This is a genomic window from Blastococcus sp. Marseille-P5729 (assembly GCF_900292035.1).
GTDB lineage: Bacteria > Actinomycetota > Actinomycetes > Mycobacteriales > Antricoccaceae > Cumulibacter.
Genome location: NZ_OMPO01000002.1, coordinates 844,711 through 865,261, shown reverse-complemented (window position 1 = coordinate 865,261; position 20,551 = coordinate 844,711). Strand labels below are relative to the sequence as shown.

Genomic DNA, 20,551 nt, shown 5'->3' with positions numbered 1-20,551 from the left:
CGAAAACCGGGGCGAGGACCCTTAGATGCCGAGAGATTTGGCGATGATCGTCTTCATGATCTCCGACGTCCCGCCGTAGATCCGGGTGACGCGGGCGTCGGTGTAGAGCCGCGCGATGGGGTACTCGAGCATGTAGCCGAACCCGCCGAACAGCTGCAGGCAGCGGTCCACGACCTCGCCCTGCAGCTCGGTACAGAACAGCTTGGCCTTGGCGGCGTCGACCGGCGTCAGCTTGCCCTCCTCGTGCAGCAGGACGGCGCGGTCGACCATGGCCCGGGCGGCCTCGATCTTGGCCTCGATCGCGGCCAGTTCGAACTTGGTGTTCTGGAAGGTCGCCAGCGCCTTGCCGAAGACCTCGCGTTCCTTGACGTACTCCAAGGTGTAGTTCAGCGCCGCCTCGCACGCGACCAGCGCGCCCGAGGCGATCGACAGTCGCTCCTGCGGGAGGTTGTGGCCGAGGTAGCTGAACGCCTCGCCCTCCTCGCCGAGGAGGTTCGCCGTCGGCACGTGCACGTCGGTGAATGACAGCTCGACGGTGTCCTGCAGCGGCAGGCCGATCTTGTTCAGCAGCCGGCCCTTCTCGAAGCCCTCCATGCCGTCCTCGACGACCAGCAGGCTCAGGCCCTTGCGGCGGTTCTCCGGGTCGGTCGACGTCCGCGCGACGACGATGACGAGGTCGGCGTTCGCGCCCCCGGTGATGAAGGTCTTCGCGCCGTTGAGCACCCAGTGGTCGCCGTCCAGCTTGGCGTTGGTCTTGATGCCGGCGAGGTCAGAGCCGGTGCCCGGCTCGGTCATCGCGATCGAGAGCATCCCCTTGCCCTCGGCGATCTTCGGCAACCAGCGCTGCTTCTGCTCGTCATTGGCGTACTCGAGGATGTAGGGCAGGCAGACGTCGGTGTGCACCCGCATGCCGCCCAGGTGCCCGCCGACGCGGGCGGTCTCCTCGGAGATGATCTGGTTGTAGCGGTAGCCGACCTCGCCGGCGCCGCCGTACTCCTCGGGCACGTTCAGCCCCATGAGCCCGATCTCGGCGGCCTTGGTGAACAGCGACTTGGGCACTATCTTGTCGTCGAGCCACTCCTCGTTGTGCGGAGCGACCTCCTTCTCCATGAAGGACCGCACCATCTGGCGGAAGTCCTCGTGCTCCTGCTCGTACAGATTGCGCTCCATGTGCTGGCTCCCAGGTCTCGCGGACGACGTGACGAGCAGTTTCGCACTGCTAACTACCTCTGTCCAGAGGCGTCCTCGCTGGAGCCGACCCTGCACCGGCGCGGGTGGTCGGCACTAGTGTTGGCTCAACTCTTCCACCGATCGACGAGGACGCCATCGTGACGCCGCCTGCACTCTCACTCATCGCCGTTCCCGGACGTCGGCGCCAGACCATCGAGCTCGCCCAGGAAGCTGACAGGCGGGGGTTCGCCGGACTGTTCATACAGAGCCCCGGCGAGGCGCTCGGCCTGTGCGGCTCCCTCGCGGTCGCGACCGAGAACAAGATCGCGACGTCGATCCAGCCGATCTACCTGCAGAACGCCTCGGCTCTGGCCAGCTACTCCTCGTACCTGAACGAGGTGTCCGGCGGCCGGTTCCTGCTCGGTCTGGGGGTCAGCCACGAGCCTGCGCTGGACCGGATGGGCGTGGTCAACCGCGGCAAGCCGCTGGCCGACCTGCGGCAGTACGTCGAGGACCTCCGCGCCAATGATCCGAAGCCCGGCGACCGCGACCTGGGCCTGCCGCCGCTGCTGTTCGCCGCGCTGCGGGACAAGATGATCGCGCTGAGCACCGAGCTCGGCCAAGGAACGATCTTCGCGAACATCTGCCTGAACGACGCCGCGCGTGCCGTGGGCCGGATCCCGGCGGAACGGCGCGAGTCAGGGCACATCGTGGCCAACATGATCCCCACCATCGTGGACGACGACAAGGAGGCCGCCGCCAATCGGCACCGCGAGTCGCTCGTCGGCTACGCGATGCTGCCGAACTATCGCAACTACTGGCGCACCGCCGGGTTCGAGCAGGAGATGGACGCCTTCGAGAAGGCGATCGAGGACGGCGATCAGAAGGCCATCCCGTCGCTGATGAGCGAGCGATGGCTGTCGAGCTTCACGCTGTACGGGAGCGCGGAAGAGGTGCGCGATCGCACCGCGGCTTGGGTCGAGGCCGGCGTGACGACGCCGATTCTGGTTCCGGGCGCGGTCAAGGGCGGGCATCTCGGCGGTGCGCGTCGCGTCATGGAGGCCTTCGCGTAGCGGCTGGACTCGGGGCGAGACCTGGTGCGCCTCGCCGTGCGTTCGTAAGGTCGACTCATGTCCCTGACGATCGGTGACTTCGCGCGACTCGGCGGGGTCTCGGCCTGGGTGCTTCGGCAATACGACCGCCTCGGGCTGCTTCACCCGACCAGGGTCGACGAGTCGAGCGGCTACAGCTACTACGAGGCCGCAGCGTGAAGATCGACCTCAAGAAGGATCGCAAGGACCTGTACCGGCCCGGCGTCCGCAACTTCGTCGAGGTGCACGTGCCGCTCATGCGTTATCTCGCGATCGACGGGCATGGCGACCCGAACCACGCAAAGGAGTACGCCTCGGCCGTGCCGGCGCTGTACGCGGCGGCGTACGCCGTCAAGTTCACCGCGCGGTCAGAATCGGGCGTGGACTTCGTGGTGGGTCCGCTGGAGGGCTTGTGGTCGAGTGACGACCCGACAGCGTTCGCAGGCGGCCGCAAGGCGGACTGGGACTGGACGATGCTGATCCCGCTGCCCGAGCAGGTGCCCGTCGGGGACGTCGACGCCGGTCTGGCAAAGGCGCGGGAGACCAAGCCGGAGCTGCGGATCGCCGACGTGCGGGCGATCGAGCTCGACGAGGGACGCTCGCTGCAGATCATGCACATCGGCAGCTATGACGACGAGGCGCCGACCCTCGCCCGGCTGCATCACGAGATCATGCCGTCGCGCGGGCTGACCTGGAACGGGCCGCACCATGAGATTTACCTGAGCGACCCCCGCCGGGTGCCGCAGGAGAAGCTCCGGACCGTACTGCGCCAACCCGTCAAAGACGCAGGGGTGAATCGGGCCAAGGGCGGGGTGGCGAAAAGTAGTTGAAGGTGCAACTATTGAGGTATGGCGAACGAAGAGCACAGCAAGGGCGGTGTCTACTCCGTGCCGGGCAAGGAGTTCACCCGCGACACCACGTACATCGATGACCGCATCACCGCGGACGGCTCCAGCGGGTGGAAGGTCGAGGCCGGTCGCTACCGTCTCGTGGCCGCGCGGGCGTGCCCGTGGGCGAACCGCACCCTGATCGTCCGGCGGCTGCTCGGCCTGGAGGACGCCATCAGCGTCGGCCTGCCGGGCCCCACGCACGACCCCGACTCGTGGACCTTCGATCTCGATCCAGGCGGCGTGGACCCCGTCCTGCAGATCCCGCGCATCAAGGACGCCTACCTCAAGCGCTTCCCCGATTACTCGAAGGGGATCACCGTCCCCGCGATCGTCGACGTCCCCAGCGGCGAGGTGGTCACCAACGACTTCGCGCAGATCACCCTGGACTTCTCCAGCGAATGGCGCGAGTTCCACCGCGACGGCGCGCCGGACCTCTACCCGGAGGACCTGCGCGACGAGATGGACGACGTCATGCAGCGCATCTACACCGAGGTCAACAACGGCGTCTACCGGTGCGGATTCGCCGGATCGCAGGAGTCCTACGACGCGGCGTACGACCGGCTCTGGACGGCGCTGGACTGGCTCGAGGAGCGGCTGACCGATCGCCGCTACCTGATGGGCGAGCAGATCACCGAGGCCGACGTGCGACTGTTCACCACGCTCGCGCGCTTCGATCCTGTCTATCACGGGCATTTCAAGACCAACCGCAACAAGCTCGCCGAGATGCCCGCGCTTTGGGGCTATGCGCGCGACCTGTACCAGACGCCTGGCTTCGGCGATACGACTGACTTCGAGCAGATCAAGGCGCACTACTACGTCGTCCACACGGACATCAACCCGAGCGGGATCATCCCGAAGGGCCCGAACCTCGACGCGTGGCTGACCGAGCACGGCCGGGAGTCGCTCGGCGGCCGGCCGTTCGGTGACGGCACGCCGCCGCCCCCGGTCCGCGAGGACGAGCAGCCGCCGTCCTGGGTGCGCTGACCGACTGGAGCACCCCCGCGCGGCACTCCCGCACGCCGCACATCCGCACGGCACCACCCGCGGTGCTCCTGGCGCGCTATCGCTCGCGTAGCGCACCAGGAAGCACCGCGGGTCGGGCCTGCCGTGCCCGCCGTGGAATGTCGAGCTACGAGGCCAACATCTCTTCCATCTGATCGATCTCGGCCTGCTGGCTCTTGATGATCTCGTCGGCCATCGCCATCGCCGGCTCGTACTGGCCGTACTCCTTCTGCTCCTCGGCCATCTGCACCGCCCCTGCGTGGTGCTGGATCATCATCTCCAGCCACATCTTCTCGAACTCGGGGCCGGACGCCGCCTCCAGCGCGGTCATCTGCTCGTCCGTCATCATGCCGCCCATCCCGGCGTGACCGGCGTGATCACCCATGGACGAGTCCGGGTCGGGAACGTTCTGGTCCCACGACTCCAACCACCCGGTCATCTCGTCGATCTCGGGTTGCTGGGCGTTCTTGATCTGCTCGGCGAGCGACTCGAGCTGCGGGCTCGCGCCGCGCCCCGGCACCATGTCGGCCATCTCGATGGCCTGCTGGTGGTGCGGGACCATCATCTGCGCAAACATCACGTCCTGCGTGTTGTGCTCCTCCGACGCGGCGGACGACGACTCGCTGGCGGTGTCCGCGTTCGAGCCGCAGCCTGCGACCAATAGTGCCGTGAGGACGGCGGCGAGGACTGCTAGGTACTTCTTCATGCTGTTTCTCCTATGGGTAAGCGTTCTGAGCTGTTGTTGGTCGTGTGGCGACCAGGCTCAGGTCAGGCTCACGCACAGGCGGTTCAGCAGGGCGGCCCCATGGGGGGGAGGATGGCGGTCTTGCCGGATGGGTCCGGGGCCGCGGGGCGCGGGAAGCAGATCGAGTATCCGAGGGCGGCGGCGCAACAGCAGCGCTAGGCCGAGGACGACGAGGGCGAGCAGAACCGCGGCGCACAGGTGCAGCAGATGCGCTGCGGAGTCGTGGTCGTGACCTTCTGGTGCCGCGGCGTCCGCCGCGTCGACGTGACTGGTGCCGACATGCGCCGGCGGGCGATCCACGGCTGCATGGTCCCCACCAGTAGACCCGATGACCGCGTCCGCAGTACCCATGACTTCCACGGCTGCATGGTCGCCAGTGGCGGGCGCGATGATGACTGCATGAGCACTGCCCACGTGCCCCGCGGCGCCGTCCTCGGCGAACGAATGAACCGACGCAGCGGTTGCTGTGCCTGCGAACGTCACGAAGGTGGGGCCGTGCATGGCGAGCAGTCCGATGATGATCGTGAACAGCACGATCCACAGACGGCGGTCGCGTAGCGATGGCACGGATCAAGGGTATGCCGCCGTGAGCTGCACCGCCTACTGCTTCGGCCGTAACCGCACCACCACGCCGCGATGGTCGCTGCCGGGGACCTCAAAGACGGCGGACCCCGACGGCTGCCAGCGATCCGGATCGACCAGCACGTGGTCGATCGAGGCGCCGAGTACCCGCGGAAAGCCGGTCGGCCAGGTGCCCACGCCGCCGTCGCCGACCGACCCGTCCACGCAGGTGGTCTCCCGCATCGGCGCATGATCGAAGGTGGCGTTGAAGTCCCCGGCCATGATGATTCCGTCGGTGCCGCTGCACAGGCCGGTGACCAGTTCGAGGTCGGCGCGCCAGGTCGGCATCCGCTCACCGACCGGCGACATCGTGTGGACGCCGTAGAGCACCGGGCCGTCTCCGTTCGCCGGTTCCGCGCCGACGGTGCCCAGGGCCGTGTCGGGCCCGTCGATGCGCTCGTACTCGCCCAGCGTGTGGGCGATCAGCAAGGCGGTGGGCACGGAGCGGCCATACCGTCCGCGCCCCATGAACAGGGCAAAGTCGCCGGCTGCGTTCTTGATGATCGTCTCCGCCCGCGACTCGGCGACCTCGGGGAGCACGGCGACGTCGGGGCGGTGCTCGTCGAGAGCGCGGACGACGTCCTCGATGGAGGCTCCCTGGTGCAGGGCGTTGAAGGCGAGGACGTCGACGGCGCCGTCCGGCTTGCCCTCCGGCAGCGCGGCCGCCGCGGACGGGCCCCGCGCAACGACTACGCCCGCGTGGACGACGCCGACGGCCAGCAGCACCAGGAAGGTGATGCCTAGTCGGACCGGGCGCGCCTCGCCGCGATGCAGCACGAGCACCGCGCACAGCCCGGCCGCGAACGCGGCCATCAGCAGCACCAGCGACAGCAGTCCCCGCATCGCGATCACCTGCGCGAAGGGCTCGTACGTCGACAACCCCAGGCTGGCCGGATCGACGGTCAGCAACGCCAGGATGACAACGGCGATCGTGACCGTCCACCCCGCCCAACGTCCGCGCACCGCCCCATCTTGCCCCGGCGACCGGACGGCGTGGCGAGCGAAGGGGCGCTGACGCTGAGAGACTGATCGCATGCGGCGATACGTGATCATGGGGACCGGGGCGATCGGCGGCACGGTCGGGGGCCGCCTGGCACAGCACGACATTCCGGTGGTGTGGGTGGCTCGGGGAGAGCACGGCGAGGTGCTCGTCCGCGACGGGATGACTCTGCGCACTCCCGACGAGACCATCGAGGTGCGCGCCACTGTGTGGGCATCACCCGAACAGGCGGAGCTCGGTCCGGACGACGTCCTCGTGCTCGCGGTCAAGACCCAGCAGGCGGCCGAGGCGCTCGCCGCCTGGGCCGACGTCCCGGTCCGCTCCGGCGCCGAGACGCTGGGGACGGCGGGGGACTTGCTGCCGATCCTCTGTCTCACGAACGGTCTGGCCGCTGAGGACCTCGCGCTGCGGTACTTCGAGAGGGTGTACGGCGTTTGCGTCTGGTGCCCCGCGACCCATGTGACTCCTGGCGAGATCGTGGCTCGCTACACCCCCGTCTCCGGCGTGTTTCACCTCGGCCGCTACCGCGGCGACGGGCCGGACGACCTTGCGCGCGAGGTTGCTCGGGACTGGGAGTCTGCGCGGCTCTCGGTGCCACTGCCGGACGACGTGATGGCCTGGAAACGGCGCAAGCTGGTCTCGAACATGGTCAACGCGATCGACGCCCTGTTCGTGCGCAGCGAGGCCAGCAAGCGGCTGATCAAGGACGCGCAAGCCGAGGCGCGCGCCGTGCTCGCGGCAACCGGCGAGGCGGTCGTGGACGACGAGGAGGAGAGCGCCAATCGGCTGCGAGCGCAGATCGCGTCGGTGCCGGGAGCGCCCGAGGAGATGGGCTCATCGACCTATCAGTCCATCGCGCGTGGTACCGGATCGGTCGAGACGGACTACATCAACGGCGAGATCGTACGGCTGGGCCGGGTGCACGGCGTACCGACGCCGGTGAACACCGCCTTGGCGTCACTCACCCGTCGGGCTGCCGCAGAGGGGTGGCAGCCCCGCTCTCGAGACGCCGCCGCCCTCCGGATCCGGCCCGCGGGGTAGACTTATTGAACATTGAACTAATGGAGGATCGATGGACTTCGGGCTGGGCACCTTCGGTGACGTGACTGTCGATGCCGAAGGCGAGAAGCTCTCGTACGCCGAGGTGCTGCGCGACATCGTCGACCAAGCAGTGCTTGCCGACTCGGTCGGCGTCCGCGCCTTCGCGGTAGGGGAGCACCATCGCGACGACTACGCCGTCACAGCCCCCGAGGTCGTGCTCGCGGCGGCTGCATCGCGCACGAAGCAGATTCTGCTCGCCACCGGAGTCACCGTGCTGTCCTCCGACGATCCGATCCGGGTGTTCGAGCGATTCGCGACCCTCGATGCTCTTTCCAACGGCCGCGCCGAGGTGCAGCTCGGGCGCGGCTCGTTCACCGAGTCCTTCCCGCTGTACGGGCTTGATCTGGCCGACTACGAGGTGCTGTTCAACGAGAAGCTCGACCTGTTCTCCCGGCTGCTCGACGAGGAGCCGGTCACCTGGGAGGGCACCATCCGCCCGCCATTGCGCGAGGTCGAGGTCTTCCCGAAGACCGAGTCCGGCCGGCTGCGCACCTGGATCGGCGTCGGAGGATCACCCGAGTCGGTGATCCGCGCGGCCCGCTACGGGATCCCGATGATGCTGGCGATCATCGGCGGCTCCGCGCACCGGTTCGCGCCGTACGCCGACCTCTACCGACGCGCGACGCGCGAGCTCGGTACCGGCGACCTGCTCAACGGCGAGCTGCCGGTCGGCGTCCACTCGCCCGGGCACATCGCGGCCACCGACGAGCAGGCTCGCGATGAGCTGTTCCCGCACTTCAAGGCCAACCGCGACCGCATCGGTCGTGAGCGCGGCTGGCCCCCGACGAACCGGGCCGAGTTCGAGGCCGAGGTCGAGGACGGCGCGTTGTACGTCGGCTCGCCCGAGACGGTCGCGAGGAAGATCGCCGCCACGGCGCAGGCGCTGTCGCTGGAGCGCTTCGACCTGAAGTACGCCAACGGCGCGATGCCGCACGAGCAGCTGATGAGCTCGATCGAGCTCTACGGCACCAAGGTCATCCCGATGGTCCGCGAGCTTCTCGCCTGACCGCAGGCGGGCTCTTGGTCGTGGTGCGAAAGCAGTTCGCACCACAAATGTCACCCTCCCGGTTGGTCCTTTCTGCGCCCATCGACGAGCGCGGTACGGCGCTCGTCGACGAACGGGCGAAATCGACCGGCGCGCCGGGCTGGGCCGCGGTCGTAGCGGAACCTAGTTCAGGGTGATGACCTTGAAGGCTTCGGCCATCCTGCCCTCGGGCAACCCCATCAGCCTGCCGAGGCCGTAGCTCATCCCCGCGACCAGCTCCTCGAGGTCGGCGCGGTGGCCGGTCTGCGAGACGTGCTCGCGCAGCGCGGCGATCTTGCGGGGGAACCGGTCGGTGATGTCGACAGCGTGGTCCGGTGCGGGGTGCGCTATCAGCCAGATCTCGCCGACGTGCCAGAACGGCAGGCCCAGCTCGGGCCACGCGAAGGGGTTCTCGGACGCCGGATAGCACGCCCGAATCGTCGCCTCACCGGTCGCCAGATGGTCGGGGTGCGAGGCCTGCAGCCGGTCGTAGAAGCGCTCCGGGCTCTGGGTGATCACCCGCTGCGGCCGCACCTCGCGGATCACCTTCACGATCGCCCGCTGCAGGTCGAAGCTCGGCTCGACCCAGCCGTCGCGGAAGCCTTCGAGCCAGCGGACGTCGGTGATCCCGACCCGGGCGCTCGCGGCCCGCTGCTCCTTCTCCCGCAGCGCCGGGATCGTGGTGATGTCGGCGTCCGGGTGGGCGCCCTGCTCGCCGTGCGTAACGCACAGGAGGGTGACCTCGATGCCGGCCTCTACCCAGCCGGCGGCGGTGCCCGCGGCGCCGAAGTCGGCGTCGTCGGGGTGCGCCACCACGATCAGCGCACGCTCTATCTCTGAGTCAGGTCTTGGCTTGGCCACGGCCCTACTGTAGGGGGCCCGGGCCGATGGGCGGTCGGGCAGCAGCGGCCGTCACTTCGGGAGCGCGGCGACGATGTCCTCGACGCGGTCCTTGGCGTCCCCGAACAGCATCTGGGTGTTCTCGCGGAAGAACAGCGGGTTCTGCACGCCGGCGTACCCGGCCGCCATCGACCGCTTGAACACGATGACGTCGCGGGCGTTCCACACCTCGAGCACCGGCATGCCGGCGATCGGGCTGTTGGGCTCCTCGAGCGCCGCCGGGTTCACGGTGTCGTTGGCGCCGATGACCAGGACGACGTCCGTATCGGGGAAGTCGTCGTTGATCTCATCCATCTCGAGGACGACGTCGTAGGGCACCTTGGCCTCGGCCAGCAGCACGTTCATGTGACCGGGCAGGCGGCCAGCGACCGGGTGGATGCCGAACCGGACGTCGACCCCCTGGTCGCGCAGCCGCTTGGTGAGCTCGGCGACCGGGTACTGCGCCTGGGCCACCGCCATGCCGTAGCCGGGCGTGATGCCCCCCGACTGGGCGTCGGCCAGCAGCTGGGCGGCGCCGGCGGCGTCGATCTCGCGGTGCTCGCCGTAGTCGCGGCCGTCGTCCGACACTGCGCCGTCCGAGCCGAACCCGCCGGCGATGACGGAGACGAACGAGCGGTTCATCGCCTTGCACATGATGTAGGAGAGGATCGCGCCGGACGAGCCCACGAGCGCACCGGGGATGATCAGCAGGTCGTTGCCCAGCATGAAGCCTGCCGCGGCCGCGGCCCAGCCGGAGTAACTGTTGAGCATCGACACGACGACGGGCATGTCGCCGCCGCCAATCGCCGCCACGAGATGGAAGCCGAGCAGCAGGGCGAGCACGGTCATGATCAGCAGCGGGATGATCGCCGCGTCGCTGGTGTCGAGGGTGAACCACACCATCAGCGCCACCGAGGCCAGGATGATGCCCAGGTTCAGCATGTGCCGGCCCGGCAGCATCATCGGCGCGGACTTCATCTTGGCGCTGAGCTTGAGGAAGGCGACGATCGAGCCGGTGAAGGTGATGGCGCCGATGAACACGCCGAGGAAGACCTCGACCGAGTGGATGGTGGCCAACGAGCCGCCGACGGAGTGGTCGGTCTCCAGGTAGGAGTTGTAGCCGACGAGGACGGCGGCCAGGCCCACGAAGCTGTGCAGCAGCGCGACCAGCTCCGGCATCCCGGTCATCTCGACGGTGCGGGCCCGCCAGAAGCCGATGAACGCGCCGATCAGCATCGCGACGATGATCAGGGCGAGGGTGATGGCGGCGGGGCGCTCACTGTTGCGTGCGGCGAGGACGATGGTCGCGACCAGCGCGATGACCATGCCGACCATGCCGGCGTAGTTACCTGCCCGCGCGGTCTCGTGCTTGGAGAGCCCGGCGAGGGCGGCGATGAACAGCACCGCGGCGATGATGTAGGCGGCAGTGACCAGTCCGGAGAGGACCGAGCCGTCGGCCTGGGTACCGACGGCGGCGAGGATGTGAGTCGTCATTCGGGGCTAGTCCTTCTGGAACATCTTGAGCATGCGCAGGGTCACCAGGAAGCCGCCGAAGATGTTGATGCTGGCGACGAGTACGGCGATGAGCGCGATGATCGTGACGGCGAGGTTGTCGCTGCCGACCTGCAGCAGTCCGCCGACGAGGATGATGCCGGAGATCGCGTTGGTCTCGCTCATCAGCGGTGTGTGCAGCGCGTGGGTGACGTTGCTGATCACGTAGTAGCCGACGAAGATCGCCAGCGCAAACACCGTGAAGTGCCCGAGGAAGCTCGGCGGGCTGTACGCCGCGACGAGCGCGAACAGCACGGCCCCGAGGGCCGCGGCGAACACCTTGCGGCGCGGGTCGGCCTGTTTCTTCTCGGCCTCCGGTGGGGCGAGCGCGGCGACCGGGGCGGCGCTGGGGGTGGCCGAGACCTGCACGGGCGGCGGCGGCCACATGCCCTCGCCGTTGTGGACGGCGGTGATGCCGCGGACGATCACGTCGTCCATGTCGAGGCTCATCACGCCGTTCTTCTCGGGGGTGATGAGTTTGAACAGGTTGACGATATTGGTGCCGTAGAGCTGCGAGGTCTGCGCGGCCAGGCGCGCGGCGAGGTTCGTGTAGCCGATCAGGGTGACGCCGTTGTCGGTGACGACCTTCTCGCCAGCCTTGGTGCCGGCCGCGTTGCCGCCGTACGCCGCCGCCATGTCGACGACCACCGAACCGGGATGCATCGCCGCGATGGTCTCGGCCTTAATCAGCCGGGGAGCCGGGCGGCCGGGGATCAGCGCGGTGGTGATGACGATGTCGGCCTTGCGGGCCTCCTCGTCGTACATCGCGGCCGTCGCGGCCTCCTGCTCGGCGGTCATCTCCTTTGCGTAGCCGTCGGAGCTGACCTGCTGCTCCATGTCGACCGTGACGAACTCGGCGCCCATCGACTCGACCTGCTCGGCGACCTCGGGGCGGACGTCGAAGGCGCGGACGATGGCACCCATGCTGCCCGCCGCGCCGATCGCCGCCAGCCCGGCCACGCCGGCGCCGACGACGAACACGCGGGCCGGTGGGATCTTGCCGGCGGCGGTGACCTGGCCGGTGAACTGGCGCTTGAACTCGTGGGCGGCCTCGACGACGGCGCGGTAGCCGGCGACGTTGGCGACGGAGGAGAGGACGTCCATCGACTGGGCGCGCGAGATGCGGGGGACGGCGTCCATCGCCAAGGCAGTGACGCCCTGACGCTGCAGCTTCTCCAGCAGCTCGGGGCTGCGGGCCGGTGCCATCTGTGCGATGAGGGTGGTGCCGGGCCGGAGCTTGGCGATCTCCTCGTCGGTGGGGGCCTCGACCTTGATGACGATGTCACTGGCCCATACGTCGTCGGCGCTGCCGATGATCGCGCCGGAGCCGTGATAAGCGGTGTCGGGCTGGTCGGCGTCCGCGCCGGCGCCGCGCTCGACGATCACTTCGTAGCCGAGCCCGATGAGCTGCGCGACCGTCTTGCCGGTCGCCGCTACCAACGGCTCGTGGAGTTCCTTGGGTACGCCAATCCGCACAGCCAGCCCCTTCACATTCCTCAAACGTCCACTCTCCAGCATCCCAGGTGTTTGCGCCATGACCGAGAGCACCCCGCGAAAAGGGCTGCTGACTAACAACGCGGGGCCAACAGGCCGACCAAAACTACGGGAATCCGGCCGTTGAAGCGCATATTGCACTTGGGGCGCCAGATACACGTAGTTTTCGCCGCGCCCCCGGCCTCGCCGAACCGTGGCAGCCTGGACCGATGACGACGGCGATGCACTGGGCGTTCGACAACACCTACGCGCGCGAGCTCGAGGGGTACTACGAGCCCTGGCAGCCGGCCGCCTCACCCGACCCCACGCTGGTGGCGCTGAACGACGCCCTGGCCGGCGAGCTGGCGCTCGATCCGTCGTGGCTGCGTTCCGACGACGGGCTCGCCGTGCTGGTCGGTAACACGGTGCCGGACGGTGCCGAGCCCATCGCGCAGGCCTACTCCGGTCATCAGTTCGGCTACCTCAGCCCGATGCTCGGAGACGGCCGCGCCGTCCTGCTGGGGGAGCTCATCGATGGCAACGGCAATCGCCGCGACATCTCGTTCAAGGGATCGGGCCGGACGCCGTTCTCCCGCGGTGGCGACGGCAAGGCGGTGCTGGGCCCGGTGCTACGTGAGTACGTCGTCGGCGAGGCGATGCACGCACTCGGCATCCCGACCACGCGCGCGCTCGCGGCCGTGACGACGGGGGAGACGGTGCTGCGAGAGCAAGGAATGCTCCCCGGGGCGATCCTGACCCGGGTGGCGTCGTCCCATCTGCGGGTCGGGACCTTCGAGATGGCCAACCATCACGGCAGCCCCGAGCACGTGCGCAAGCTGGCCGACTACGCGATCGCGCGACACTACCCAGAGCTCGACGCCGGAGACCACGCCGGGTTCCTCTCGGCGGTGGTGACGCGGCAGGCTGAGCTGATCGCCGCCTGGATGAGCATCGGATTCATCCACGGCGTGATGAACAGCGACAACATGACGATCTCCGGCGAGACGATCGACTACGGGCCCTGCGCGTTCATGGACGCGTACGACGACCAGCGAGTGTTCAGCTCGATCGACACCGGCGGCCGGTACCGCTACGCCAACCAGCCGCCGATCGCGGTCTGGAACCTCAGCCTCCTCGCCGAAACCCTCGTCCCCCTCATCGCCGACAACACGGTCGTCGATGACGGCCGCAGGCCGGCAGAGACGTCGCAGGACGAGGATGTCCGCAAGCAGGCGATCGACGACGCCATCGCCGACGCGACCCGCCGCGTCGAGGCCTTCGCACCGCAGTGCAGCGACGCCTACCTCCGTCGGTTCCGCGCGAAGCTCGGCCTCCAGGGCAAGGACGCCGCCGATCAGCAGCTGGTCGACGAGCTGCTGTCGATCATGAAGCTCAACCAGGCTGACTTCACCGGCACCTTCAGACGCCTCGCGAAGGTGCTCGGGGGTGAGGCGGACGCTGTCCGCGAGCGCATCACCGACGTCACGACGTACGACGCGTGGCAGGCGAAGTGGCTCGATCGCCTCGGCGAGCAGGACCACGCGACTACGGCGAAGCAGATGGACGCCGTCAACCCGGTCTACATCCCGCGCAACCACCTGGTCGAGCAGGCGCTGCAGGCAGCCGTCGACGGTGAGCTGGGCCCGTTCGAGCAGCTGCTTGACGCAGTCACCGACCCGTTCACCGAGCGTCCGGGGCTCGAGCGGTACGCCGAGCCGGCGCCGGACGGCTTCACCGACCGCTACGTCACGTTCTGCGGCACCTGACCCCGGGTCTCGTTTCGGCCGGTCGTGGCCCGCAGTCTGCGGTCAATCCTGCTGCGCAGGGCGGGCAGCAGATCGAATATCGTCGTCCTGGATGCGATCGGGGCGAACAAAGCGTTCTTCGTCGGCAACTCGATGGGTGGTTTCGCGACGCTGCACATCGGCATGCGGCATCCGGACCGCGTGCTCGGGCTGGTGGCGGCCGGCTGTGGGTACGGCGCGCATCCCGACCAGGAGGCGACCTTCCGGGCGGAGGCCAGAAGCTCGCTGACTCGTTCCGCGACGACGGCTCGGAGGAGGTCGCGTCGTGGTACGGCTTCGGCCCGGCGAGGCTGCAGATGCTGGCGAAGGATCCACAGGGGCATGCCGAGCACATCAAGGTCCTGGGTGAGCACGACCGGATCGGTGCCAGCAACACGATGCGGTGGGTGCAGGCCGAACGGCCGTCCTTGTTTGATCGTCGACCGGAGCGAGGCGTGCGAGGAACGAGCGACGCCGAGCGCAGTGGAGACGACGGAAGCCCCCAGTGCCCGCACCACGGTCCGGAACGAATTCTGGCCGGTTAGGGTCTGAGACGCCATGCCTAGCCGACTCCTGCGCGCTGCACGACTGATCGTGCCGCTGCTTGCGTTGACCCTGCTTGGTCTCGTCGCCTGTGCGAGCGATTCGGGTGGAGCCGATCCGGGCAGCGACGAACGGTCGCCCTTCCTGCTTCGCATCCAGTCGGACGCATCGACAGACAAGTGGAAGATCCCAGCAATCAAGGGACGCGGGCAGAGCGTCACGGACGGCAGCGGTGGCGACCTGGCAATCACTGTCGTGGATGTCGGGGACGGCACAGCCGACATCCGAGTCGACCCGCCGGTGACACCGGCGGATGACCCTGGCAGTGAGCCGCGCACCGACTTCACCGTCGCGAACGGCGATCCGGCGAAGTTCGTCTCCGAGACCGGCACGACGTGGACGGTTAGCTACGAGGAGATCTCCGTCGAGTAGCCGGCTACGAGACCGAGTCGTCGGCCGCGAGACTACGGACGGCGGCGTCCGAGATAGGCCATGAGCTTCTCGGTGCGGCTGGCGTCCGCCGGTGCGTCGACCTCAGGCCCGAACAGGCCGTCGGAGCGGAGCTGCGCAGGCGGGATGTTCGCGACGACGCGTTCGACGTGCTCGATCAGGTCGTCGGGGAGATCGAGTCGGCGGCCGCCGGCAGCGGCGAGGTCCCAGGCGTGAACGGCGAGGTCGGCGGCTGGCAGCGCGAGCTCCTCGCTGAGCGGAACCTCGCCGTCCGGGGTGCTGACGGACTGGTCCGGGGACGCGGCCACGATGGTGTCGGCGGCCTTGGCGGCGGTCTCCTCCCACTGCGTCACGACCTCCGACATGGCCGACGCATTGGCGGCATCCGCCGGAGCGGCCGCGGAGTCGCCGCCACCCATGCTCCCGATCGCCGTCTGCAGGGTTCCGGTCGCGTGAGCGAGGACGTCGACGGCGCTCCACCCCTCGCACGGGGAAGGTGAGCTCCAGCCGTCGTCCGTGGTCGCCTCGACCTGCTCGGAGACGAGATCGATGCTGGTCGGAAGCAGAATCATTGCGTCTGTCATCCACCCACCGTATGCGCCGTCGCGCGCGCTGCCTCTCGTACGATGGCGGACGGCGTTCAGCGAGCGATGAGAGAGTGCCGGTGGGACGGGAGGTCATTGTCGTGGGCGCCGGAATCGTCGGAATCTCGCTGGCGCACGCGCTGGCCGAACGTGGTGCCGACGTCACCGTGCTCGACCGCGATCCCCATGAACCGAAGGGATCGACGGCGTTCGCGCCCAGTTTCGTCGGGCTGTACAACGACGTACCGATCCTGACCTAGCTGGCGCGTGATTCGGCGGCGGTCTACGACACGGCCCCGCGCGGCTTTCGCCGTTCTGGAGGGCTGGAGCTTGCCACCTCGGAAGAGGGAGCTGCCGAGGTCGAGCGTCGCGCCGAGGCGGCCCGCGCAGCGGGGCTCCGGGCCGACGTGGTGTCCGCAGCGGGCCTTCCCGAGTCGGTCGTCTCATTCGTCGACGCCGAGCAGGTGACCGCGATGGGCCATTTCGTCGATGATGGGTCGGTAGACGTGATGGCCGTGACCCGTGCGCTTCGGTCGGCGGCGACGTCGCTCGGCGCCCGATTCGTCCCCGCCCGGGAGGTCACCGCCATCGAGCAGCGGGGATCGCGGGTCGTCGTCGACACAGGCCCCGGTGGCCGGTACGCCGCCGACGACGTCGTCCTCGCGGGTGGCGTTTGGGGGGGCCGACGCTGACCGGCTTGACGGGGCTGGAGCTGCCGCTGGTCCCGGTTGCGCATCCATACGCCTATGACGTGCCGTCGGCGCGGTGGAACGACGGGCCGTTCGTGCGGTGGCCGGAGCACCACGTCTACGCGCGTGTGCACGGCGACCGGGTCGGCATCGGCAGCTACGGCCATCGGCCGGTTCCGGTCTCGCAGGGTGAGCTGGACGGCGGCGCGGGCCTCGCCTGGACCGCGGAATTCGAAGCCGTGATCGAGACGGCTCAGCGACTGCTGCGCGCCGAGGTCAGGTTCGCGCCCGAGCGGCGAGTCAATGGCGTCTTCGCGATGACGCCGGACAACCGGCCTTTCCTGGGCCGGCATCCCGAGCAGCCGAACGTGTGGGTTGCGCAGGCACTGTTGGTAACCCACGCCGAGGGTGCCGCTCGAAGGCTGGCCGCAGCCATGGTCGACGGCGCAGAGCTTCGGGGGGGGGTGTCCCTATCAGGTTCGTCAAGCTGCCGGAGCTGAGGATTGTCTCGTTTCGTAGAGGGTGCCGTTCTTGAGCATGGCGTGGAGTACGTCGACTCTGCGCCGGGCGAGGCATATCAGGGCGGCGTTGTGCTTCTTCCCGGCGGCGCGTTTGCGGTCGTAGTAGACCCGGCTGGTCGGGTCAGAAAGAGATGCGAAAGCGGCCAGGAAGAACGCTCGCTTGAGTTGTTTGTTCCCGGCCCGGCTGGGGTGTTCCCCTCGGATCGACGTGCCCGATCTGCGGGTCACCGGCGCGAGCCCGGCGTAGGCCGCGAGGTGTCCGCTGGTGGGGAAGGCCGAGCCGTCACCGACCTCGAGGAGGATCCGTGCGCCGGTCCTGACTCCGATCCCCGGCATCGAGGTCAGGACCCGGGAAAGAGGGTGCGGATCGAGCATCTCCTCGATCTGTTTAGCCGCTTGTTCGCGTTGGTCGAGCAGCCCACCGAGGGTCACGGCGAGTTGTGGCAGCACGAGTTCGGCCGCCCGAGTGCCCGGCACGCTCACCGTCTGCTCGGTCAGCGCCTTCACCACCGCGTCGACGAGGCGTTCGTATGAGCGTGGCGCACGCACCTTCGTCGCGGCGATGAGTTGACGCCGGGTCGCCTTCGCGAGTCCCTGAGGTCCACCGAAGCGCTGCAGCAGCTCGAGCACCGCTCGGTGCTGGACCTTGGGACCCAGCACGCGTTCCAGCGCTGGATGGACCTGGGTGAGCAGGCCGCGGATGCGGTTACTGATCCGGGTGACCTCACCGGCCAGGTCATCATCGAACCCCACGATGACCTCTAGATCGGCGAGCGCTTCATCGCCAGCGTCAACGCGACGCAACGCGTGCGGCATCGTCCTGGCCGCCTCGGCGATCACGTAGGCGTCCCGAGCATCGGTCTTCGCGTTGCCCGGATGCAGATCCGCGATCCGTCGCATCGCCAGCCCGGGCAAGTAGGCCACATCGACGCCCAGCGACCGCGCAACGGTCACCGCCAGCGCGCCGATCGACGCGGGCTGGTCTACCACCACCAGCACCCGGCCGCGCCCGCTGAGATCTTCCAGGATCTCGCCGATCCTTGCTTCGGACTGCGGCAGAGGCCCGTCGTGGACGCGCTTGCCATCCGGGCCCAGCCCGCAGGCGTGGTGCTCCTGCTTGCCGACGTCCAGACCAAGGAACACGGCATACTCAGGTCGCGGCATCGTTCATTCCTCTCCGCTCGTTGCAGGTGCTGGTCGCACGTCTGGCGAAGGAAGCCGGCACCCACGTTACGAAGAGACCTACCCAAGGGCGGCCCTGTCCCTATCAGCGGTCAGCCAACGCCACCAGAATCGGTGACAACACCCCCCGGATCATGCAAGAGACAGGGGCTTTGAGTCATGCCGACCCTGGCGACCAGAACCCCGCCGTACGGGGTCACGAAGAAGGTAACGGGGAGCTCGAGCCGACGTGACTCGCCGGTGCCGACCCCGCAATGCGCTCCGGGAGAGCGCATTGCGGCTGTACCGCGACATCTACGCCAACCATGCCTGAGAGGGCAGCGCCTGAGCGCTAGCATCACCGCGTCAGCGGGGTCTCCTGGGTGATGCGCTCCAGCTTGGCCGGGTTGCGGACCAGATAGAGCGCCGTCACCACGCCGTCCTCGACGCGAGTCGTCACGACGGTGTCGATCTCGCCGTCGAAGAGGAACTGGACGCCGGGGTGCCCGTTGATGAGCACCGGCTCTGCGTGGACCACGGCGTCCTTCGGGGTCACGCCGGCGATGAACCGCAGCACCTTCTCCACACCCTGGATCGGGCGCAGCGCGGCCTTCTTGACCCCGCCACCATCGGTGACCAGGACGACGTCCGGCGCCAGGACGCGCATGAGCGAGTCGAGGTCGCCGGTGACGACGGCGTTCATGAGCTGCTCGGTGATCTCGCGGTGCTGCGCGGGATCAACCCGCTGGCGAGGACGGCGATCGGCGACGTGCCGGCGCGCCCGAAGCGCGATCTGGCGGATTGCATCCGGCGTCTTTCCCAGCGTCTCGGCGATCTCGCCGTACGGCAGGTCGAAGACCTCCCGCAGGATGAACACCGCGCGCTCGGTGGCCGGCAGGGTCCCGAGCACCACGAGCATCGCGGTGGAGACGCTGTCGGCCAGCTCGACGTCATCGGCGACGTCTGGTGCGGTGAGCAGCGGTTCGGGCAGCCATGGGCCGACGTACACCTCGCGACGTCGTGCAGTGGTGCGCAACCGGTTCAGCGCAAGACGGGTCGTGATGCGCACCAGGTAGGCGCGTGCATCGCGGACCTGGCTGCGATCGGCGTCCGCCCACCGCAGCCAGGCCTCCTGCAGCACGTCCTCGGCGTCGGCCGCCGAGCCCAGCATCTCGTAGGCGACCGTGAACAGCAGGTTCCGGTGCACGAGGAACGGGTCGGTGTCGGTCATGAGTTCATGGTGCCGTGTCGGCGGCGCCGGTGGGCTGTGCCAGTGGAAGCTCGCAGACGTCGGAGAACCCCTGGCTGGCCAGCCCGACCGCCGAGTTGAACCGTGAGGTCATGTTCTCGAACGCGATCACCTGGGTCAGCTCGACGACCGCGGCGGGCCCGAGCTGCGAGACGAGGCTGTGCACCATCTCGTCCGTCACAGTCGGTGGAGTTGCCGTCATCGCCTCGGCGTACTCCATGACCTCCCCCTCAAGCGGCGTGAAGACATCGGATTCGCGCCACCGCGGCACCTCGCGGACCTTGGCGAGGTCCAGGCCGTCGTTGTGTGCCATGAAGTAACCGAAATCCAGGCACCAGGAGCAGCCGATGCTCCCGGCGCTGGCCATGAGTGCGTAGCTCGTGAGGTCGGCATCGAGCTCTTTCCACTGCTGCACCTTCATGCCGAACGACGAGGACGCTCGCAGGATCGGCTTGTGGTGCATCAAGACGTAGGCGACGTCCGGTATCTGGCCACCGAACATCTTCTTCGCTGCGATCCGCATTGCGGCGCCGTGGACGCCTTTGATCGCGGCCTTCGGGATCCGGAACTTGCTCGTGCTGGGCATCTCGCCCACCTCCGTCGGGTTGGGTGTCGGTTGCGCATACGACACCGCACGGACGGAGTTTGTGACAGCTCACGAAACGTGCCCGCCTAGCCCGGCCGTACCTCACCGCCAGGGGCGATACAGATTAGTCCGATTGCCGCGGCCGCTTCCTGCATGCTCTGGTCGTAGGTTGCGACTCGCTCAGCACCCAGGCGCACGGCGGCAGCGAGGTGGATCGCCTCGAGCGACCGCAATCGGTCGCCAGGTAGGAGTCCTGCTTCGCGGTAGAGCGAGGGCGGCGTCTCGTGGAGAGCGACGCCGTCGAGAACCGCCGTGATCGCACTCTGCTGCACCCCTGGCAGTCGCGTTCCGGCGCGACGTACCTCGGCTTCCAGCAAATAGCAGGCAGCCAGATCGGGCTCCTGCGAGGAGAGTGTCTCCAACAGCGCGTCGGTCTC

The 20,551-nt window shown here is 68.4% G+C and carries 21 protein-coding genes and 1 pseudogene; 10 read left to right on the top strand and 12 right to left on the bottom strand.

The window, feature by feature from the left end; translation table 11 throughout:
• Positions 1-21: 21 nt before the first annotated feature.
• On the bottom strand, positions 22-1,170 hold the full coding sequence (locus tag DAA40_RS12665; RefSeq protein ID WP_106850044.1) for an acyl-CoA dehydrogenase family protein: 1,149 nt from the start codon (positions 1,168-1,170) through the stop codon (positions 22-24).
• Positions 1,171-1,328: 158 nt separating this feature from the next.
• On the opposite strand from DAA40_RS12665, the gene DAA40_RS12660 reads away from it, so the two are divergent.
• The 4 genes from DAA40_RS12660 to DAA40_RS12645 are packed head-to-tail and all read left to right on the top strand — an operon-like array spanning position 1,329 to position 4,135.
• Positions 1,329-2,243 carry an LLM class flavin-dependent oxidoreductase gene (locus tag DAA40_RS12660; protein WP_158716426.1) on the top strand — a complete coding sequence of 305 codons (915 nt, stop codon included), beginning with the start codon at positions 1,329-1,331 and terminating at the stop codon, positions 2,241-2,243.
• Between the two features lie 57 nt (positions 2,244-2,300).
• On the top strand, positions 2,301-2,441 hold the full coding sequence (locus DAA40_RS12655; RefSeq protein WP_106850042.1) for a MerR family DNA-binding transcriptional regulator: 141 nt from the start codon (positions 2,301-2,303) through the stop codon (positions 2,439-2,441).
• Complete coding sequence (locus tag DAA40_RS12650; RefSeq protein ID WP_106850041.1) at positions 2,438-3,091, top strand: GyrI-like domain-containing protein; 654 nt, start codon at positions 2,438-2,440, stop codon at positions 3,089-3,091. The genes DAA40_RS12655 and DAA40_RS12650 overlap by 4 nt, the downstream gene beginning before the upstream one ends.
• Positions 3,092-3,109: 18 nt before the next feature.
• Positions 3,110-4,135, top strand: coding sequence for a glutathione S-transferase family protein (locus tag DAA40_RS12645; protein WP_106850040.1), 1,026 nt, complete (start codon positions 3,110-3,112; stop codon positions 4,133-4,135).
• 145 nt (positions 4,136-4,280) lie between these two features.
• On the opposite strand, the gene DAA40_RS12640 is transcribed toward DAA40_RS12645, so the two are convergent.
• The 3 genes from DAA40_RS12640 to DAA40_RS12630 are packed head-to-tail and all read right to left on the bottom strand — an operon-like array spanning position 4,281 to position 6,482.
• Positions 4,281-4,859 (bottom strand): DUF305 domain-containing protein, encoded by a 579-nt coding sequence (locus DAA40_RS12640; RefSeq protein ID WP_106850039.1) that lies wholly within the window; start codon positions 4,857-4,859, stop codon positions 4,281-4,283.
• Between the two features lie 57 nt (positions 4,860-4,916).
• Entirely contained in the window at positions 4,917-5,465 is a 549-nt protein-coding gene (locus tag DAA40_RS12635; protein ID WP_106850038.1) for a hypothetical protein, read from the bottom strand.
• 33 nt (positions 5,466-5,498) lie between these two features.
• Complete coding sequence (locus DAA40_RS12630; protein ID WP_158716425.1) at positions 5,499-6,482, bottom strand: endonuclease/exonuclease/phosphatase family protein; 984 nt, start codon at positions 6,480-6,482, stop codon at positions 5,499-5,501.
• Between the two features lie 70 nt (positions 6,483-6,552).
• Between DAA40_RS12630 and DAA40_RS16250 the strand changes: the two genes are divergently transcribed.
• Together DAA40_RS16250 and DAA40_RS12615 are read left to right on the top strand one after the other, a co-directional pair.
• Entirely contained in the window at positions 6,553-7,560 is a 1,008-nt protein-coding gene (locus DAA40_RS16250) for a ketopantoate reductase family protein (protein ID WP_158716424.1), read from the top strand.
• A 31-nt stretch (positions 7,561-7,591) separates the two neighbouring features.
• Complete coding sequence (locus DAA40_RS12615) at positions 7,592-8,626, top strand: LLM class flavin-dependent oxidoreductase (protein WP_106850036.1); 1,035 nt, start codon at positions 7,592-7,594, stop codon at positions 8,624-8,626.
• Positions 8,627-8,788: 162 nt separating this feature from the next.
• Here DAA40_RS12615 and DAA40_RS12610 read toward each other — a convergent pair whose 3' ends face one another.
• Genes DAA40_RS12610 through DAA40_RS12600 form a run of 3 tightly spaced genes read right to left on the bottom strand, consistent with a single transcriptional unit; the run spans position 8,789 to position 12,592 of the window.
• Positions 8,789-9,505, bottom strand: coding sequence for a PIG-L deacetylase family protein (locus DAA40_RS12610; RefSeq protein ID WP_106850035.1), 717 nt, complete (start codon positions 9,503-9,505; stop codon positions 8,789-8,791).
• 51 nt (positions 9,506-9,556) lie between these two features.
• Positions 9,557-11,017 (bottom strand): Re/Si-specific NAD(P)(+) transhydrogenase subunit beta, encoded by a 1,461-nt coding sequence (gene pntB / locus DAA40_RS12605; RefSeq protein WP_106850034.1) that lies wholly within the window; start codon positions 11,015-11,017, stop codon positions 9,557-9,559.
• A 6-nt stretch (positions 11,018-11,023) separates the two neighbouring features.
• Positions 11,024-12,592: a Re/Si-specific NAD(P)(+) transhydrogenase subunit alpha gene (locus DAA40_RS12600; RefSeq protein ID WP_370430645.1), complete on the bottom strand. Its 1,569-nt coding sequence runs from the start codon at positions 12,590-12,592 to the stop codon at positions 11,024-11,026.
• 185 nt (positions 12,593-12,777) lie between these two features.
• Between DAA40_RS12600 and DAA40_RS12595 the strand changes: the two genes are divergently transcribed.
• Positions 12,778-14,313, top strand: coding sequence for a YdiU family protein (locus DAA40_RS12595; RefSeq protein WP_106850032.1), 1,536 nt, complete (start codon positions 12,778-12,780; stop codon positions 14,311-14,313).
• On the opposite strand, the gene DAA40_RS12590 is transcribed toward DAA40_RS12595, so the two are convergent.
• Positions 14,289-14,891, bottom strand: a complete 603-nt coding sequence (locus tag DAA40_RS12590; protein ID WP_106850031.1) for a hypothetical protein — start codon at positions 14,889-14,891, stop codon at positions 14,289-14,291. The genes DAA40_RS12595 and DAA40_RS12590 overlap by 25 nt on opposite strands.
• Between DAA40_RS12590 and DAA40_RS12585 the strand changes: the two genes are divergently transcribed.
• A complete protein-coding gene (locus DAA40_RS12585) occupies positions 14,890-15,306 on the top strand; it encodes a hypothetical protein (RefSeq protein ID WP_106850030.1) in 417 nt (138 codons plus the stop codon). The genes DAA40_RS12590 and DAA40_RS12585 overlap by 2 nt on opposite strands.
• Positions 15,307-15,338: 32 nt before the next feature.
• Here the strand turns inward: DAA40_RS12585 and DAA40_RS12580 are convergent, their stop codons facing one another.
• Positions 15,339-15,908, bottom strand: coding sequence for a TIGR03086 family metal-binding protein (locus DAA40_RS12580; RefSeq protein ID WP_106850029.1), 570 nt, complete (start codon positions 15,906-15,908; stop codon positions 15,339-15,341).
• Between the two features lie 101 nt (positions 15,909-16,009).
• Here DAA40_RS12580 and DAA40_RS16760 point away from each other — a divergent pair.
• Positions 16,010-16,600: pseudogene (locus DAA40_RS16760) on the top strand (NAD(P)/FAD-dependent oxidoreductase).
• A gap of 5 nt (positions 16,601-16,605) precedes the next feature.
• On the top strand, positions 16,606-17,097 hold the full coding sequence (locus DAA40_RS12565) for an FAD-dependent oxidoreductase (RefSeq protein ID WP_158716423.1): 492 nt from the start codon (positions 16,606-16,608) through the stop codon (positions 17,095-17,097).
• Here DAA40_RS12565 and DAA40_RS12560 read toward each other — a convergent pair.
• The 3 genes from DAA40_RS12560 to DAA40_RS12550 all read right to left on the bottom strand — a co-directional run bounded on the left by DAA40_RS12560 (position 17,080) and on the right by DAA40_RS12550 (position 20,114).
• On the bottom strand, positions 17,080-18,282 hold the full coding sequence (locus DAA40_RS12560) for an IS110 family transposase (protein WP_106850025.1): 1,203 nt from the start codon (positions 18,280-18,282) through the stop codon (positions 17,080-17,082). The two genes, DAA40_RS12565 and DAA40_RS12560, sit on opposite strands and share 18 nt — an antisense overlap.
• A 355-nt stretch (positions 18,283-18,637) precedes the next feature.
• Positions 18,638-19,510, bottom strand: coding sequence for an RNA polymerase sigma-70 factor (locus tag DAA40_RS12555; protein ID WP_106850024.1), 873 nt, complete (start codon positions 19,508-19,510; stop codon positions 18,638-18,640).
• 4 nt (positions 19,511-19,514) lie between these two features.
• Complete coding sequence (locus DAA40_RS12550; protein WP_106850023.1) at positions 19,515-20,114, bottom strand: carboxymuconolactone decarboxylase family protein; 600 nt, start codon at positions 20,112-20,114, stop codon at positions 19,515-19,517.
• Between the last annotated feature and the right edge of the window lie 437 nt (positions 20,115-20,551).